This is a genomic window from Paraburkholderia phymatum (assembly GCF_038900715.1).
GTDB classification, from domain to species: domain Bacteria; phylum Pseudomonadota; class Gammaproteobacteria; order Burkholderiales; family Burkholderiaceae; genus Paraburkholderia; species Paraburkholderia phymatum_A.
The window spans coordinates 49463-67415 of sequence record NZ_JAYMRZ010000017.1; the positions used below are offsets into that span (position 1 = coordinate 49463).

At 60.4% G+C, this 17953-nt stretch carries 15 protein-coding genes and 1 pseudogene; 4 read left to right on the forward strand and 12 right to left on the reverse strand.

The annotated features are described in order from the left end of the window. Window positions 1-269: 269 nt before the first annotated feature. Window positions 270-692, forward strand: a pseudogene (locus VSR68_RS27455) (transposase); the annotation flags it as partial. Between the two features lie 17 nt (window positions 693-709). Here the strand turns inward: VSR68_RS27455 and VSR68_RS27460 are convergent. Then, a protein-coding gene (locus VSR68_RS27460; RefSeq protein WP_428983596.1) for an IS3 family transposase occupies window positions 710-1830 on the reverse strand; the annotation gives its coding sequence in 2 pieces (ribosomal slippage) (window positions 710-1590 and window positions 1590-1830; 1122 coding nt in all). Between the two features lie 131 nt (window positions 1831-1961). Here VSR68_RS27460 and VSR68_RS27465 point away from each other — a divergent pair. Then, window positions 1962-2779 (forward strand): IS5 family transposase gene (locus tag VSR68_RS27465; RefSeq protein ID WP_342942857.1). Its coding sequence is split into 2 segments (ribosomal slippage): window positions 1962-2310 and window positions 2310-2779, totalling 819 coding nucleotides; the frame shifts between segments, so codons are not numbered across the junction. On the opposite strand, the gene VSR68_RS27470 is transcribed toward VSR68_RS27465, so the two are convergent. The 7 genes from VSR68_RS27470 to VSR68_RS27500 form a co-directional block, all read right to left on the reverse strand. Continuing rightward, window positions 2774-4027: a glucose-6-phosphate isomerase gene (locus VSR68_RS27470; protein WP_342942858.1), complete on the reverse strand. Its 1254-nt coding sequence runs from the start codon at window positions 4025-4027 to the stop codon at window positions 2774-2776. The two genes, VSR68_RS27465 and VSR68_RS27470, sit on opposite strands and share 6 nt — an antisense overlap. A 3-nt stretch (window positions 4028-4030) precedes the next feature. Beyond that, window positions 4031-5248: a glycosyltransferase family 4 protein gene (locus VSR68_RS27475; RefSeq protein WP_342942859.1), complete on the reverse strand. Its 1218-nt coding sequence runs from the start codon at window positions 5246-5248 to the stop codon at window positions 4031-4033. Continuing rightward, on the reverse strand, window positions 5245-6213 hold the full coding sequence (locus VSR68_RS27480) for a glycosyltransferase family 2 protein (protein ID WP_342942860.1): 969 nt from the start codon (window positions 6211-6213) through the stop codon (window positions 5245-5247). The genes VSR68_RS27475 and VSR68_RS27480 overlap by 4 nt, the downstream gene beginning before the upstream one ends. Before the next feature lie 12 nt (window positions 6214-6225). Continuing rightward, complete coding sequence (locus VSR68_RS27485) at window positions 6226-8451, reverse strand: polysaccharide biosynthesis tyrosine autokinase (protein ID WP_342942861.1); 2226 nt, start codon at window positions 8449-8451, stop codon at window positions 6226-6228. A 112-nt stretch (window positions 8452-8563) separates the two neighbouring features. Next, window positions 8564-9739, reverse strand: coding sequence for a polysaccharide biosynthesis/export family protein (locus VSR68_RS27490; protein ID WP_342942862.1), 1176 nt, complete (start codon window positions 9737-9739; stop codon window positions 8564-8566). Next, a complete protein-coding gene (locus tag VSR68_RS27495; RefSeq protein ID WP_342942863.1) occupies window positions 9733-10176 on the reverse strand; it encodes a low molecular weight phosphotyrosine protein phosphatase in 444 nt (147 codons plus the stop codon). Before VSR68_RS27495 ends, VSR68_RS27490 begins: the two co-directional genes overlap by 7 nt. 106 nt (window positions 10177-10282) lie before the next feature. Beyond that, the gene (locus VSR68_RS27500; protein ID WP_342942864.1) at window positions 10283-11671 is read right to left on the reverse strand and encodes a UDP-glucose/GDP-mannose dehydrogenase family protein; all 1389 of its coding nucleotides are present in this window, start codon (window positions 11669-11671) and stop codon (window positions 10283-10285) included. 537 nt (window positions 11672-12208) lie between these two features. Between VSR68_RS27500 and VSR68_RS27505 the strand changes: the two genes are divergently transcribed. Then, window positions 12209-13312, forward strand: a complete 1104-nt coding sequence (locus VSR68_RS27505) for an OpgC domain-containing protein (RefSeq protein WP_342942865.1) — start codon at window positions 12209-12211, stop codon at window positions 13310-13312. An 87-nt stretch (window positions 13313-13399) separates the two neighbouring features. On the opposite strand, the gene VSR68_RS27510 is transcribed toward VSR68_RS27505, so the two are convergent. Next, window positions 13400-14485: an AI-2E family transporter gene (locus tag VSR68_RS27510; RefSeq protein ID WP_342942866.1), complete on the reverse strand. Its 1086-nt coding sequence runs from the start codon at window positions 14483-14485 to the stop codon at window positions 13400-13402. Between the two features lie 443 nt (window positions 14486-14928). Here VSR68_RS27510 and VSR68_RS27515 point away from each other — a divergent pair, with 443 nt between their 5' ends. Further along, window positions 14929-15243 (forward strand): DUF3331 domain-containing protein, encoded by a 315-nt coding sequence (locus tag VSR68_RS27515; protein ID WP_342942867.1) that lies wholly within the window; start codon window positions 14929-14931, stop codon window positions 15241-15243. Window positions 15244-15341: 98 nt separating this feature from the next. Here VSR68_RS27515 and VSR68_RS27520 read toward each other — a convergent pair whose 3' ends face one another. The 3 genes from VSR68_RS27520 to VSR68_RS27530 form a co-directional block, all read right to left on the reverse strand. Next, window positions 15342-16334, reverse strand: a complete 993-nt coding sequence (locus VSR68_RS27520) for an alpha/beta hydrolase (protein WP_342942868.1) — start codon at window positions 16332-16334, stop codon at window positions 15342-15344. Window positions 16335-16386: 52 nt separating this feature from the next. After that, entirely contained in the window at window positions 16387-16878 is a 492-nt protein-coding gene (locus tag VSR68_RS27525; RefSeq protein ID WP_342942869.1) for a thioesterase family protein, read from the reverse strand. Between the two features lie 87 nt (window positions 16879-16965). Further along, window positions 16966-17931 (reverse strand): L-carnitine dehydrogenase, encoded by a 966-nt coding sequence (locus VSR68_RS27530; RefSeq protein WP_342942870.1) that lies wholly within the window; start codon window positions 17929-17931, stop codon window positions 16966-16968. Between the last annotated feature and the right edge of the window lie 22 nt (window positions 17932-17953).

The window sequence follows — 17953 nt, forward strand, 5'->3', positions numbered from 1 at the left end:
TCATGTCGCGAACAAGGCGAGATACATGGACGAGCAGATCGCATTCATGCTCATGTAGTTCAAGCGTGGCACGAGCGTCGAGAAGATGTGCCGGCAGATGGGTAACACCGACCGAATTGACCCGTCGTTGCGAATTGATGCCCGCGACGACGGATTCAGAAGAGCCGGAGATCCCGGTTCCGAACAGGACTGGTACTGAGTCACACTTAAGGCGAGAGTCAGCCTAGACCGTGTTAGGAATTTTTTGTAGAACCTGGTACCCTGGAGGGATGACAAGAGAAAAGCGCAAACCCTACCCGACAGACGTGTCCGACGAAGAGTGGAGCTTCGCGGCGCCGTATCTGACGTTGATGGATGAAGCAGCACCGCAGCGCAAGTACGAACTGCGAGAAATGTTTAACGCGTTGCGCTGGATCGTGCGCGCTGGTGCGCCATGGAGAATGATGCCCAACAACTTTCCTGCGTGGGAGCTGGTGTACCAGCAGACCCAGCGCTGGCTGCAGGCGGGCTGCTTTGAGAACATGGTCTGCGACTTGCGCTCGATCATCCGTGTGGCGCAAGGACGGCAGGGCCAGCCCAGTGCCGTGATTCTGGATGGCCGGACAATGCAGTCCACCTGCGAGAGCGGTCCGCGCGCGGGCTATGACGGCTACAAGCGCAAGCGTGGCAGCAAGGTCCATATTGCAGTCGACATGACCTGCCCCTGGTATTAGTCCGGACCGCTGTTAGAGTCCGAGGTTAGAAACTGCTTCGCTTCATGTGCCTGTGCGAATTGCTCAGGCGTCAGATATCCGAGCGAGCTGTGAGGCCGTTCGGTGTTGTACTCGTTTCTCCATTCTTCAATCAGGCGCCTGGCATGACGCATCGAGACGAACCAGTGCTCATTCAGGCATTCGTCGCGGAAGCGTCCGTTGAAGCTCTCGATGTACGCGTTCTCGACGGGCTTGCCTGGCCGGATGAACGACAGCATAACGCCGGCTTCGTAAGCCCATGCATCCAGCACCTTACCGGCGAATTCCGGGCCGTTGTCTACCGTGATGGATGCAGGCAATCCACGCATCTCGCCTAACCGTTGCAACACGTGCTTTACGCGCAGCCCCGGCAGTGAAGTGTCGACCTCGATAGCCAGACATTCCCGTGTGTAGTCGTCGACCACATTCAGACAGCGAAACCGCTGGCCGTAAGCCAGTCCATCAGAAACAAAATCCATCGACCAGCTCTGGTTCGGGCCTGTCCGCACCGGCAGCGGTTTTCGCTCGACGGCGGCAATGCGCTTGCGTCTGCGCTTACGCACGCTCAACCCTGCCTTGCTATACAGACGCCACGTCCGCTTATGGTTAACCAGCCAGCCTTCGCGACGCAACAGCACATGAATACGGCGGTAGCCGTATCGACGTTTCTGCGCGGCGATTGCCGTCATCCTGTCCGTCAGCTCCGCGTCGTCGGTGCGGCGCGATTCGTAACGGAACAGTGAACGCGAAATTCCTACCAGCCCGCAAGCCCGGGTGACACCCATCGCGCGTTCGGTCATCAATATCCCGACCGCCTCGCGTTTGGCTTGCGGGCTTGCTACTTTCGCGACAGCAGGTCCTTCAGCGCGGCATTGTCGAGCATCGACTCTGCCAACAGGCGCTTGAGCCTGTTGTTCTCCTGCTCCAGTTCTTTCAGGCGCTGCGCGTCCGCGACGGTCATCCCGCCGAACTTCGCCTTCCAGTTGTAGTAGGTCGCCTCCGAGATACCGTGCTTGCGGCACAGTTCTGCCGGCTTCAGGCCAGCCTCGGCCTCCTTCAGGATGCCAATAATCTGTTCTTCGCTGAATCGCTTCTTCATTGTCGTTCCTTTTGGGAACGAACTCTACATCGTTATCGGACTAAGAGACGGTTTCAAAAAGAGTTCATAGGGGCTGTTAACCCTTAACGCAACCTGTTAACCTCGATCGTCGTATCAACAGGATCGAGGAGATGGGCAAACCAATCATCGACGACGAACTGTGGGCACTGATCGAGCCACTGCTACCACCAGCGAAGCCACGGCGCTTCAAGCATCCGGGCCGCAAACCGGTACCGGATCGGGCTGCGCTGACCGGCATCTTGTTCGTGCTGAAGACCGGTATCCGCTGGCGAGATTTGCCAGCGGAGATGGGGTGCGGCTCCGGCGTCAGTTGTTGGCGCAGGCTACGCGATTGGCAGCAAGCCGGTGTATGGGATCGATTGCACCTAGTGCTCCTGGCGAAGTTGAGGGCGGTCGACAAGATCGACTTCTCGCGCGTGGTCGTCGACTCATCGTCGATTCGCGCAGTTGGGGCGGGCGAAAAACTGGCCCGAATCCCACTGATCGAGCGCGACCAGGATCCAAGCACCACCTCGCCACCGACGCCCACGGAACGCCGATCGCGGCAATCCTGACTGGCGCCAATCGTAACGACGTCACCCAACTTGTTCCGCTGATTGAGGCCATCGTACCGATTTGCGGCGTGCGTGGGCGGCCTTTGAGCCGTCCCGGCCGCGTCTACGCTGACCGGGGTTACGACCACGACAAATACCGACGCATTCTTCACGAGCGCAGTATTCCCACCAGCATCGCGCGACGCGGCCACCCCCACGGCAGTGGCCTTGGAAAGATCCGTTGGGTCGTCGAACGTACACATGCCTGGTTGCACAATTTCCGCCGTCTACGTATTCGCTTCGAACGTCGCGCCGACATTCACGAAGCGTTTCTCAAACTCGGCTGTTGCCTGATCTGCTGGAACACCCTTCAGCGAGCTCAACAGTCTTTATGAAACCGTCTCTAAAAGCCACATGAGCCCGGACACATAAAGCAGCATACCCGGCCAGCCGAGCACGAACGGGATGTTCATCACGCCGCTATCGAAGTTGCCATACTCGCCAAGCCTGCCGTCGTTGGCGAGCTTTGTGGACGTCCCCGTCGCCCCTAGTCCCTCGCCCGTTAAGTCAGAAAATGCTGTGCGTGCAAACTTCTCATAGAAGTCGTTACGTGCCGCATAGCTCCGGTCATCGTGCAGATTGACAATGCTCTGCAGTCGAACCTGCATCCTCTCGACAATAGGGCTGACCATAAGAAGAGGCATTAAGAAAAACGCTAATACCATCGCGGTTACAGCGATGCGCATTCGCATCTTGTTGTCTGATTTTGCCAGTTGAACCAGCATCGCGATAACCCAGCCGCCCCACGCAGAACGCACGAGACTCAGACTCAACGACAGCAAACCGAACGCCCCAGCAAGCCATCGCACTCTATGGTTCGCGGCCATTACGTAGACAAGCGCGCCCATCATCGCAAACGCGAATGGGCCCGACGAGTTCATTGTGCTAAACACTCGCACACCGAACGGGACGGAGTCGCCCAGTGAGTTCATCTGCGAGTACCTCATCCAAAACACATCCCAAGGCGGCATCACGCAGAACTGGATGAGGCCGTAAATGCCCGTTACCAATATACCTCCAATAAAGGTTCGGACGATTGTCTCCCGGTACTCCGCATACTGCCGTGAATATGCGAGGATATGAAAGCCAATCAGGATCGGATAGACCCAGTTCGCAAGGTCATACAACGCCGCAAGCGGCCCGCTGGACAGAACACCGACCATGAATGCATACCCGAGCCCCGACAGCACGAGCAGGACGGGCAAGCCACGTCTTTGCGCGAGCACCGGATAGAAGCGGATCAACGACAGCCCGCTGATCATCGTGACGGCAAGCGGTGCGACCTGGATCGGGCTGGTCGGCGTGTACGCACCATTGGTCCAGTCAACGAGACGTCGCACTTCGGGACTAAGGAACCACAGCCACCACACATAGCCCACGTACTTCACTGGACTCCTAATGTATAACCAGAAACCTACCGCAATCGACAGCACCGGAAACGCGAGTGTTAGCACCGTGCCTTGGTGCGTGACGATCAGCGTACCGGTTACGATCCATAGCAGCGTAGGCGGCATCCATCCGCTGCGATCAACCTTGACGATGCGCAGAGCATTGTCGATGCCGATGCGTCCAATCGACGACATTGCTCACCTCCCCCCATCGTTCTCTGACGACATCTGCCCGTGGATGTTCGCGTTCATGTTTGTATTCGTCTTAGGCTTCGACAGATCGGCGTCGACATTCTGTCTGTCCGTATAACAGTTGCCATGCTGCGCCGTCTGCGCGCGGCGGCGCAACAGCTCGCGCGTGATCCGCACGTGCTGCTGCGCGTAGTGCTGCGTCGTGTGATCGCGTGACGCAAGTTCGCGCGCTGCCAACTGCACCTGTTGCAGCGCTTCATCGGGCGATGCTGCCAGGCTGATTAGCGCGTCGCGCAATGCATCGGCTTCGAACGGCGGCACATACGCGGCGGCACGCGCCGAAAAATAGTCCTGCAACCCGCCGACATTCGTGACGACCATCGGCTTGCCAACGGCGGCCGCCTCGAGCATCACCGTAATACCCGACGCGTGCGAATTCGGCCGCAGCGGCACGACGATCACATCGGCCCAGTCATAGAGTTCGCGCTGCTTCGCGAGCCCCGCAGCGGGCGCGACATTCACGTTCAGCGCGCGCAGCGAGCGCGGAATGCGTCGCCGCGTTGCGAGCCGCACGGTAAAGCGCGGATCGTTGCCCAAAGCACGGATCAGCGTCTCCCAATCGCGGTCACGGTCGTTGCCAATCGCGGCGATGCGCAACGGCATGTGCGGCTGCCATTGCTCCGGCGACTGCACGGGGAAATCACGTACGTTTAGCCCATAGAAAACCTGAGTCGCGTCCCGTCCGAAGTATTGGCCGCATAGCTCGGCGTTGTCGCGCGCGTGCGTTGTCAGCAGATCGGCGCGATCGATCAGCTTGCGATAGAACCGGCGGCGCAACAGGCCATAGTCTGGCCACTTGTCGAGCAGCCACACGCTTTGCGCGACGAGCAGCGGCTGCCTTTCGCGTTTCATGCGCCCGCCGTGCATCAGAAGCATCAGCGCGACGGACAGCCATTCGTGCTCGGTATGCGTCCAGATCACATCGGAGCGCAGCATTGCGTCGCTGTTGCGCAGCGTGTGGATCAGATCGAAGCCGAGCATCGCCTTCAATGCGCGGCGCACGAGCCGCACCGGCTTGCTTTCCTTTGCGTCCTGCGAATAGGTGAGCTGGAACTCGGCGGATTCGGCATGGTGATAACCGTACAGGCAGCCGATGTTCTCGCCGTTGCGATAGCAGCGCGGATCGGCGCCATAAAAAAGATGCACGTGAACTCTGGTCGTCATGCGTGCACTCCCTTGCCCGTACCCGCGCCCGTCCCGCCGCTTTGCGCAAGCGCGCGGCGCGCCTCGCGCGCGCCTTTGCGCACGGCTCGCCAGCGCGCGAGCCTCTTGCGCCCCTTTGTCGACGTCAACGCAAACAGTGCATGCACGGCGCCCGGATAGACGCGCGTGCCGATCAACGCATACCACCACCACGCCACTTCGCGATGCAGCGGCGGCAGATGATCGCGCAAGATCAGATGGAGGTTGTATGCGGCGTTGCGCACGGCCGTCATCGTCTGCGCGTCGCGGCCATCGTCGTCGAAACGCTCGGCGGGGAAATGATCGACGGCCACGCGCGGATCGTAGACGAGCTTCCAGCCCGCGTTCTTCACGCTCAAGCTGAACGCCATGTCGTTGTGGACCTGCGCGCCCGTGCCGCGCAGGCGCGCGTCGAAACGGATATGGCGAATCGCGTCGTGCCGGTAGCTCATGTTCGCGCCCTTGAGCAGATCGACTTCGCGCGCTTCGCCCACGCCCAGATGATGATTGCCGATGATCTTGCCCGACGGCGTCAGCTTGCCGACGAGACCGCGCGAGCCGTAGAGCACGCCGCCCTGCTGATGCACCCAGTCGCGTCCGCCGAGTGCGCCCAGGCGCGGATCAGCCTCAAATGCAGCCTCTATACGTCGCACCCAATCGGAGCGTGGCGCAGCGTCGTCGTCGGTAATCGCAATTATGTCGCCAGAGACAGCATCGAGACCGCGATTGAGCGCCGCAACCTGGCCCGGAGCATCACTCATCGCGATTTTAAGAGGGAGCCCCTCCACTACCCTCTGATCTTCCAAACACACCAGGGTAGCGTCATCACCCGACCTCACCACCACTATGACTTCATCGCAGACGCGCTCCTGTGTCTTCAATGCGCGCAGACACCCTATAAGGCGTTCCGTTCGACGATAAGTCGGAACAAGCACCGAAATCTTCATCTCTTTTTCCGGTCAAACCGTTGATGTATCCGTGCTCACATAACGATGGACGGCACCGTAACCGTAGCGTCGATAAGATGACATCCCATTGAGAATCCCGCCTTTCAAATCAATACCGGCCACTTTGAGACGCTTGATAGCATCCGCGATCTCTGCTGATCGGTGCATGCCGGATCGCATCACGAGGAAACTCACGCCAGCGTGCTCACCGACGAGGGATGCGTCCGTCACCGCAAGCACTGGCGGCGTATCGATAAGGATCACGTCATAACGCGTTTCAAATTCGTGCAGGCAGTGCGAAAAATTCTTCGACATCAACAACTCCGCCGGATTCGGAGGTCGCTGACCGCACGAAATGAAGTTAAGTCCGTCAAAGTTTGTGTGCCGGATTGCCTCATCGATTCCAATCCTGCCAGTCAGGAGTTCAGATAGCCCCCTTTCTCCCCTACCATCCATATAGCGATGGAGTACTCCTCTGCGCATATCCGCATCGATCACCAATACCTTCTTGCCCGAGTTCGCAAGCAGGACAGCAAGATTGACCGAGAGGAAACTCTTGCCAACACCAGGTACCGGTCCTGTCAGCATGACAATTCGATTGGGCGCATCCATCATCGTGAATTGCATCGAGGTACGCAGACTTCGGAGGCTCTCTACGCACACATCCGCCGGGTTGGAGTGTGCCAACACTGAATAAGGCCGCACGTTTCCGTCTATGACGCGACCTTCAATCTGAACCTGTCGCTCGCTTAACGGCACCATTCCGCAAATCGGCAGCTGGAACAGACGTTCGATCTCTTCAGGATCTTCGATTCCCTTGAAAAGCTTCCTTCGAACAAGGATCACCGCAACACCAAGAATCAGACCCAATATGGTTGCAGCAGACAAGATCGATGGCTTTTTCGGCTTAACCGGAGTACCGGGCCGAAGTGCCATGTCCATGATCTGCGCATTCCCTCCAGTGCCCGCCTTTTGAACCGACAGTTCTTGCTCGCGCGTAAGCACCAGTTCGTAAATCTCAGCAGCCACCTTGGCGTCACGCTGCAACTGCACAGCGCGCACTTCGGCCTCCGGCAAACCGCGAAATCGATCTGCATAGCGGTCACGCTGTGCTACGAGTTGAGTAATCTGTTCACGCGCTGCTTTTAGTACCGGATGGTCATCGCCAAAACGCTGGCGAAGTGCCGCCATTTGCAAACGCATTGCCGAAATCTGCTGTTCGTATTCCACGCTCCCCATGAGATAAACCTTAGCTTCCTCTTCAGCGCTAATCGAACCTGCTTGCCGCTGATACTGCGCCAGCGCGATTTCTGCCTTATCCAGATCGGCCTTCAGTCGAGGCTCTTCGGCCTTCAGAAACGACAGCATATTTTGAGCATTGATCTGCTTGCTCTGCACGTGCCCCCTGAGATACGTCTGCGCCAACTCATTAGCTACGTCTGCTGCGAACCTCGGGTCCGCGCTTTCCACGAACACGTTAACGAGTCCCGTCAGCTTTCCCTGTTCCTCCACATCCACAGACTTCTGAAACGTGTCGACCGCGTCAACGTCATTCAAACGCGTAACGGAAAATCGGGAGCCCGGTCGTGCGATAAGTCGCTTAACGAGAATCGTGACGCCATTAGCGCTCGCGGCCTGTCCGATCTTGCCATGGACCAACAAATTGTCATCTGGATCTCGGAATTCGTATTGCCCGCCATCTCGGGCGATCAGGGTCAAACTTTTACCCTCAAGCACAGGTGGCACTTCGACCTTCTCCACGTCGACCACTTCGCCTCCCCACGTAAAGGAAGACAAACCAAACCATGCATGCGCGGGCTTCCCGGGGCTTGCGAGCCCGGAAACAAATCGACCGATAACTGGAACCAGTTTCGGTTCTACAGTGAAATCGAGCTTGAACTTCTTGACAACAGCGCCCATTACATCACGGCTTTCAATGATCGCAATCTCCGCGTCGGTTGGAAGCGGCGCCATCGCACTCGCGACACCACTCAACTGCGTCAATGCTTGAGCCGTGTCGTCGGCCTGTTCGATTTTTATCAATGCGTTCGCCCGGTAGACCGGTTTTACGACCAGCAAGTAAAGTCCGACGAAAGTGATCGTCACGATCGCAATGCCGACGAGCCACCAGACATCTTCGACGATGACACGTACCAGATCACCAAGAATGATCTCTTCCTCCGCATCAATGCGCGCTTCGGGATTCGAATTTCCATTCCTTCGTACTTCGTTATTCACAGCTTCATCCAAATGGATTGCGATTGGGAGGTCAGCGGGGTGCGTCGACTTTTCGGATCAGCAGCATGCACTGGCTCGTTTCAACCACAACCCAGTACGATAATCAGAACGCTTAGCGCGTAAGCTGCTTCAGATAGAAAAGCGTTTGCAATGTCGGCAATACCTGCTGCAAAACGCGATTGAACGTGGTCGATGCTGCCGTTCCAACATAGACGACATCCATTGACTGAAGCTGCAACTGTGTCGACAGCATGACAGATTCAGGCTGCGTCATATCCAGGCGATATACTTCCGGCGTTGTAGGCCTCTCTTTCATGCCTCGCATCACATAAATCTGGTGAGGGTTTGCGTCGGAATCCAGAATTCCTCCAGCCTGCGTAAGTGCGTCGGCGATTGTCATGCGCCCTCGATACATGGGTAACGGCGTCGGTGTTTTTACCTCGCCCATAACGAACACGCGGCTGTCGATGCGGTCCGGGACATTGATGACATCGCCTGCCTGCAGCCTGACGTCCTGTGTCATATCGCCTTGATCGAGCATCCTGTTTGCGTCGAGCACGTAGAGACGCTTCTTTCGCACGAGGCGGACTCGCTGCAGATCGGCGTCCGCAGCAGTGCCACCCGAGCGCGTGATCGCGTCGACTAAAGTAAGCGGCACGTCGCTGATGGCCAATGGCCCAGGTGCTTTCACCTGTCCTGTCACTTGCACCTTCTGGCTGCGGAAAGAAAGAACACGAACATCGACCTGCGGATTCCTGACGAAGGGGACCAGGCTCGCTGCTATCTGATCGCGAATCTGACCAACCGACTTTCCGGCGACGTGCAAACGGCCTGCAAATGGAATAAAGACGGTTCCATCAGCCGCGACGGTCTGCCCGTAAGGATCTGCTTGACCCGGTAGCGCGGTGGTATATGGTTGCTGTAATGCACCGGCAAGCGTTTGAGTCGTGTTACCGCCGGAAGAGAACGTGGTCGCCATCGGCGTGGTAAGTTCCGGGTGATCCCACACTGAAATTCCAAGAATATCCGGCGATGCAATGCGATAAACGTAGTGATCCGATGTTGCGAGCGGGTCGACACCCGCGCTCTGCGTACGCTCGGCTTCCAGGCGTTGCTGAGCCTGCTCGCTGACCACCTCCGCATCGATTATCTTCACTGGATACACCTCAGCAGGTTGGCCGGACGTTTGCGTTTCGAGGCGCGAGGTGTCGATATAGTTTCCCGGCGCGGTCACGCAACCCGACAGAAGAGGCACGGCGACGAGGCCAACAAGATATCGTTTCAACATATACGGTCAATCCAACCCGCCGCCAATCGTTCAATCAATGACAAGGTCTCGCGATATGACGATTCAGCTTTTCCATGAGGATCATTAACATCGACCCTTTCCCAATTGCCCAGTGCAAACACCTTCCCACGAGAGGTACGCTCCAGAGCTTCAATCTGCGCGATCTGACGCCGCTCCGCGACGAGTACGAGATCCGCGTCGCGAACCATCGCGGCGCTCAGACGCCGTGAGTGGTGCTTGCCAATGGGTAGTCCACGCTCGATCAGCAAGCTTTCCATTACTGCATCCATTCGCATTCCATCGAAAGCGCGAATGCCAGCCGAGCGATAGACCACGCGTTTGCTGGAAGTTCGTTCATGCAATGCCTTGAAAACCACCTCTGCCGCAGGTGAACGACAAATGTTTGCGTAACACACAATCAATACATTGGAAAACATGGACTTTGCTTACTGCTCAACTCAAGATCGACTGACACGTGGCGGAGCAGAAGTCAAGAAATCAACTCCTTACTTGTCTGATTAGATAGTTACTTAATGATCCTAACTATGTACTGCAAGTGACGCGCGGCCGCCCAATTGCGTGGTACTCGATCCCCGCATCGAATGCCACAAATGGTTCGTAAAGGTTGCGGCCGTCGAAGATCAACGGCGTCTTCAGTTCGGCCTTCATATGCACGAAGTCCGGGCTCTTGAATTCCTTCCATTCCGTGACGATGACGAGGGCATCGGCGCCCGCCAGCGTCTCGTCCTGCGTGCTCGTGAAGTGCAGCCGTGCCTGCTGGTCGGGCACGCCGGCGAGATCGAGCGCAAAGACGCGCTTCGCTTCCGCCGTCGCAACGGGGTCGTATGCGCGCACCGTCGCGCCGCGCGCGAGCAGTTGCGCGATCACGCGGCGGCTCGGCGCCTCGCGCATGTCGTCGGTGTTCGGCTTGAACGACAGGCCCCATACGGCGAACGTGCGGGCGCTCAGATCGTCGCCGAGCGCTGCCGTGATCTTGCGCACGAGCACTTCCTTCTGTTCGTGATTCACCTCTTCGACGGCTTCCAGAATGCGCAGGTTGTGCCCCATCTCGTTCCCCGTGCGGATCAGCGCCTGCACGTCCTTCGGGAAGCACGAGCCGCCGTAGCCGACGCCCGCATACAGGAAGTGATAGCCGATGCGCGGGTCCGAGCCGATGCCGTGGCGCACGGCCTCGATGTCCGCGCCGACCGTGTCGGCCAGATTCGCCATTTCGTTCATGAACGAGATGCGCGTGGCGAGCATCGCGTTGGCCGCGTACTTCGTGAATTCGGCCGAGCGCACGTCCATGTACAGCGTGCGGTCGTGGTTCCGGTTGAACGGCGCGTAAAGACGGCGCATCTTCTCGCGTGCCTTGTTGCCGTCTGCGTCGTTGTCGATGCCGACCACGATGCGGTCGGGCCGCATGAAGTCGTCGACGGCGGCGCCCTCTTTGAGGAATTCCGGGTTCGAAACGATCGAGAAGCGGTGCTGCGGGCTGCCCGCGAGGCCGCGCTTGTGCAGCTCTTCGTCGATGACAGCACGCACGCGCTGCGCGGTGCCGACTGGCACCGTCGACTTGTCGACGATCACCTTGAAGCTGTTCATCGTGCGGCCGATATTGCGCGCCGCTTCGAGCACGTATTGCAGGTCGGCGGAACCGTCCTCGTCGGGCGGCGTGCCCACCGCGATGAACTGGACCTCGCCGTGCGCGACGCTCGCCTCGACATCCGTCGAAAACGTGATGCGTCCCGCCGCGCGCGAACGCGCGATGATCTCGCGCAGACCCGGCTCGTGAATCGGCATGCCGCCGTTATTCAGGATGTCGATCTTGCGTGGGTCCACGTCCAGACAGAAAACGTCGTTGCCGACCTCGGCAAGACATGCGCCTGTGACGAGACCTACGTAACCCGTGCCGATAATGGTGATTTTCATACGCGCCCAGCCACCCCTTGCATTCATAGCGACGCCAACAATGCAAGCAGATCGCTCGTCCACTTCTCAGACAGAAAAAAGCCCGAACCTTTGCCCGCGCCAACGCGTTCGACTTCGCAGCCTATGGCAGGTTGACGAACTGCACTCCACACAACCTCAAAGCGGCGCCAAGCGTACCTCGTCCCGCCCCATCCTTCCGGCCAATACCCGAACCGTTTTCGCCAATCCCATCTCGATTTTTGCGAACCCGCCCCACCACTTCTCCAACAAAACCGCAACCAGGAGGAACTCTGAGAGATAATGGCGGTCCATTTCGGGTCGTGCAGGCGATTCAGTGGCCGGTGCCCAATGCTGAAAGAGGTCAGCGGAGCCGCCACGAACAGCCGCGCAAACGCGCAAAAACGCGCCATCAGGCCATGCCGCGAACGCGCGCCAGGCGCGCGCACGCAAGCACACCCCACCCATTTCCCGCCTCACCGAAACCGCGCTGCGCGCCGCCCGCGCACCGTTTCGCGGAGGCGCTTTGCCATCACACGCATGCAGACATCAAGAAACCGTCTGATCGAGCTGGACTTCTTCCGAGGACTGGTTCTTCTTTTCATCGTCGTCGACCATATCGGCGGCAGCATTCTGTCGCGCGCCACGCTGCATGCGTACGCGCTGTGCGACGCAGCCGAAGTCTTCGTCTTCCTCGGCGGGTTCGCGACGGCGACGGCCTATGCGTCGCTCGCGAAGCGCCACACGGAAGCCGACGCGCGCAACCGTTTCTTCCGGCGCTCGTTCGAGCTGTATAGGGCATTTCTGATCACGGCTGTCCTGATGCTCATCGCGAGCGCGGTGATGAGCGCGTTCAGCATCGACGCGCCCAACATGACCACGACCGATCTCGACGACATGATGGACACGCCCACGACCGTGCTGCGCGACATCCTGCTGTTCCGCCGTCAGCCTTATCTGGCGTCGGTACTGCCGATGTACGCGCTCTTCGCGTTCGCCGTGCCCGTGGTGTTGCCGCTTGCACGCAGCAAGCCGTGGCTGCTGCTCGCGGGCAGCCTCGCCTTGTGGTCGATTGCGCCGTGGATGCTGCCGCATCTGCCCGTCGCCGAAGACGCGCAATGGGACTTCAACCCATTCGCATGGCAGTTGATATTCGTGACTGGTGTGATCGCGCAGACGCAGCCCGTCTATCAGCGCGCAAGCGCGCATCGCTATGGCTGGATCGTGACGGCGCTCGCGTGCGCCGTGGTCGGCGCGGCCGCCTGGTACAAGCTGTTTGTCGAAGCGGCTCCGCTCGATGGCAGTCTCAAGCAGAATCTGTCGTGGCTGCGCGCCGCGAACTTTCTCGCGATCGCGTGGCTCGCCGCGAACATGGTGCGCATCGGCTGGGCAAAGACGATCGCGCAGCGCCTGCCGTGGATCGGGCTTGTGGGCCGCAAAGGTCTGCTGTGCTTCATCGCGGGCACGGTAATCTCGCTGGTCGTCGACTCGCTCCTGTACACAGCCACCGACGGCTATCTGAACGTCCCGCTTGGCCTCATCGCCGATGCCGTCGCGATCGGTTCGCTGTTCGCAGTCGCGAGAGTGTCGGTGCCGATCTCGCGCGTGCTGACCTTGCGTCTACGCCGCTCGGGGCCCGCATGACTGGACCGATCACGCGGTCAAGCAAGTCACCGGCTAAAGCGGCATCGCAAAAGCACGCGCCATAAAGCGCAGAAGCGAATCGCTGGCTCATCGCTCGATCCACTCGGTCCACAGCACCATCAGCACTGTCATCAGTGCGGGGCCGACGAACAGACCCAGCAGGCCGAACGTCTCCGTGCCGCCGAGAATCCCGAACAGCACCAGCAGAAACGGCAGCCGCGTCGAATTGCCGATCAGCATGGGGCGCACGAAGTGTTCGGCGATGAACACGACGATAAAGCCGAACACGGCAAGTGCAATTGCAGGGACGATCGTCCCCTGGATGATGAAGAGCCACAGCGCCGCGCCGCAGAACACGACGGGCGCGCAAAACGGCAGCATCGCGGCGATCGCCGTGACGAACCCGAGCAGTGCTGCGTGCGGCACGCCCGTCAACATATACGCGACGAACAGCAGCGCGCCCTCGCCGATGCCGACGACCACGAGTCCCGACACCGTCCCGCGCACGGCCGCCGCCATCCGCTCGACGAGATGCAGCCCTTCGTGGCCGAACGCGCGCTGGACACCCTTCATCAGCGAGCCGGACAGCCTCGGACCTGCCTGAAAGATCACGAACAGCGTGACGAGCATGAAGCCGAACAGCATCAACGCATGCGCGGCGCGCGCGCCGAAATGCCGGCCGAACGTCACGACGGCGTCGCCGTGCAGGCCTTTGATCGCGGGCGAGTCGCGCAGCGGCTGCGCGAGATTCGACTCCCACCACGCGCCGATCTGCGCCGCGCCGAACGGCAGATGCAGGACGAAATCCGGCACGGGAATGCCGTTCTCGTGCACGGTGCGCATCCACTCGATCACGTCGTGCGCTTCGTTCGCGGCCTGCGCGATGCCGATCCCGACGGGCAACAGGAACAGCAATCCAATGACAATGGTCAGCACGGTCGCGATCAGCGTCGTACGCCCCTTGAAGAAGTCGTGCTGTTCGACCCGATGAAACGCCGGCCACAGCGCGATCGCGATCACGCAAGCCCACGCGATCGCGGGCACGAAGTCGCGTATGACCCAGATCGCCAGCACCACCATCGCGGCATAGAGCGTGGCCGAGGCGACGCGCTGCATCTTGCGGCGATCGGGCGTGTCGGCCCCGGACGGGACATCTGGCGGACGTTGATTCATGTGACCTCGTAGAATGAGCGGACTGCGTGGGCCGCCCGCATGAGTGGCCCGCCCGCTCAAAGATAGCGCGAATGGATGACGGACCCGGATGAAAGACCAAGGTGACGGCCCCGGGACGGACCATCGCAGCGAGCACGCGGGATACCTGCATCGTGCCCGCGTCGTGCGCGACGCCGCCCCGTCGAGGCGCACATCATAATGGATGCCGCGCGCGCCCATCCACGCTGTCCGGCGATGCCGCCCTTTTCTGCCGCTGGTACAACAGTTCGTTGCGGATTTGCATGTAATGGCAATGACAGCCCGCAAAGCGGCCTGTTACCGTCCGCGTAAACGCCAACCATCAGATTATTGCGGAATCGGGAACAGTGTTTCTACGCGGGCACAATGGCTCTCACGCGCGCGCGGGACTAAATTCGGCACACACCACAACTACGGAGCCGACCATGACGACCTTGGAGTGTTTACCGTTGATGGGCGCCAACGGGTTGCGCATCGAGATACTCGAGCACTCTGACACAACGCTGATCATTCGCTGGGTCGAGCCGGGCCGCTGTCATTATGGCGAGCAGCGCTGGCGCCGCCGCTCGGCGCACTCGTCGGGCACCTGCGCCGTGTCGCGCCGCAAGATCCGCCGCGGCGACGCCGTCTTCAAGCCCGCCGAGCGCCCCGCTCCCGCCAATGCATCCGCGATGATCGCGGCCGAAGTGCTCGAACACGCACTCGCCGCCGAAGAACTCGAACACGCGCTCGCCGCATAACCAACGTTTCAGGCAACAATCGAACTCACGGGTTCTTGCTCAGAACAAGCCGCATCGCACGCTAAAGGATCGCGTGCGACAGGCCGTTGTTGTATCCGCTAGCCTGCTGCGTGGTCGGCAAGGAAACGGCACACCTCGCCGTGCATCCATTGCACGCCGGGACTGGTCGCCAGCGCGCGCCACGAGCCATGCACAAGGCCATTGCCGACAGGTGCATGCGCCTGCCCGCCCGCCGCGCGGATGCGTTCCGCGAACACGCGCGCATCGTCGCGCAACGGATCGTGCTCGACGCCGATTGCAAGCGTCGGCGGCAATCCATCATAACGTGATGCTTCGAGTGGAATCGTCCACGCAATGCGCGCCGAAACGCTTGCGCGCATGCCGTCAATGCCGCTGTTCGCGTTGAGCGCTTCCGTGCCCGCTTGATCGCCCCAATACAACGCGCTGTAGCGCCGCACATCGGCGAGCGTGAGCATCGGCGCATCGGCTTGCGTCTCGCGCGCGGGCGATTGTGGTTCTACACCCAGCATCGGATAAACCAGCGCGAGACCGCGAACGCCCTTCACGCCGTCGTCGCGCAACCGCATTGCGACACTCGCCGCGAGCGTCGCGCCCGCGCTGTCACCCGCGAGTTGCAGCGATGTCGGCAGCGGACCGAACGGCAAGCGGCCATCGAGCGCGGCGCGCGTGACGGCCAGGCAATCGTCGTGAGCGGCGGGCGCGGGATGCTCGGGCGCGAGCCGGTAATCGACGGCGATGACGCACAGGCCCGTGTCCGCCGCGATGCGCGCAGTGATCAGATCGTGGCTCGCGAGCGAGCCGACGACGAATCCCCCGCCGTGAAAATAAAGCACCGTGCCCGGCGAGCGCTCGCGTTCGAAGGGCACATACAGGCGCAACGTGAACGTGTGCCCATCGGGCGACGTGAACGGCGCATCGTGCGTGCGCACGCCATCGGGTAACGGCGGCGTGAATGCGGCGGCGAGGCGCTCGTACATCGCCCGCTGCTCGACGATCGTCGATGCCGCGCGGTCGCTCGGATAAAGCGCTTTCGTCCGTTCAACGAATGCCACGATTTCAGGTTCGAGCATGACGTGCACTCCGTTTGTGCGTTGCCCGATTATGCCCGCGAATGCCAGCGCATTACTTGCGGGTCGGCACGGGCAAAGCGATCACACGGCCAGCGTATTGCGCGGCGGGCAACGCGGCCTGCACATCGACGAGCGCACGCACGCGCACCTCGACATCGCTATCGAACACAGCAGAACGCGGCCCGCTCGTATCGACGTGCAGCAGCATCTGCTCGCCCGCCGCGACGGGTTCGTCGCGCTCGTCCGCGAACATTTCGAGGTACAGGTGCATGCGCTTCGCGTCGTGCGCGAGCACGCGCATTTCGACTCTCACTTGCGCGCCTTCCTTGATTTCATGCAGGTAATTGATGTGCGCTTCGAGCGTGTAGATCGAGCGGCCGCGCGCGTTGCGCACAGTGTCGTCGAGGCCGATCTGGTCGATCAGCGCATCGGTGGCGAAGCTGAAGATCAGCATATAGAACGCGTCGCGCAGATGGCCGTTGTAGTCGACCCATTCGGCGCGCACGACGTCGTGATATGCAGGCAATTCCGCGTGTCGCGGCATGGCGGTTGTCTCCGTCGCGTGAACGTTTTTCGTCAGCGCGGGGAATCTCGCATCGATGCCCCGCACGTGCAGCCATATTACGCGACGTTATTCGTCGGGATGCAAGCCGTGCCGCGCTTTCGCTTCGGCGATCGCGGACAGCACGTTCGTGATGCAGTCGTCGCGATAGCGTTCGAGCTGCTTGATCGAGCGCGGACCGAGCTGCTCCGCCGTGCCGTCGACGACACGATCGATCAGCTCATCCGTCAGCTTCGGCGCGACGAGCTTGGTCCACGGCAATTCGAGCGCAGGCCCGAATTGCTGCATGAAATGACGCATGCCCGCGTCGCCGCCCGCAAGCGTATAAGTGAGGAAGCTCCCCATGAACGACCAGCGGATGCCCGCACCGAAGCGGATCGCATCGTCGATTTCGCCCGTCGTCGCGACGCCTTCGTCGACGAGATGCAGCGCCTCGCGCCACAGCGCTTCGAGCAAACGATCAGCGATAAAGCCGGGCACTTCCTTGCGCACATGCAGCGGCCGCATGCCGAGCGAACGATAGATGCTCGACGCCGCATCGATGGTCGAAGGCGCCGTGCACTCGCCGCCCACCACTTCGACGAGCGGCAACAGGTACACGGGATTGAACGGATGCCCGACGATGCAGCGCTCGGGATGCAATGCTCGCGCATAGAAGTCGGTCGGCAACAGCCCCGACGTCGACGACGCGATGATCGCATCGGGCTTCGCCGCGCGGCTGATCTGCTCGTGCAGCGCGAGCTTCAGTTCTTCGCGCTCGGGCGCGCTTTCCTGAATGAAGTCGGCATCCGCGACGCACGCTTCGATCGTCTTCACGAAACGCAGGCGATCCTGCGAAGCGCCCTCCGCGAGCCCGACGCGTTCGAGCGCGGGCCATGCGTTCGCGACGTTGTCGCGCAACTGCTTCTCCGCGCCCGGAGCCGGGTCCCACGCCACCACGTCGAGTCCGTGCGCGAGCGCACGCGCGACCCAACCGCTGCCGATCACACCCGCGCCGATTGCTGCAAATGTCTTGATGTTGGTGATGACTGCCATTGCCGACGATCCTCTGTAATTG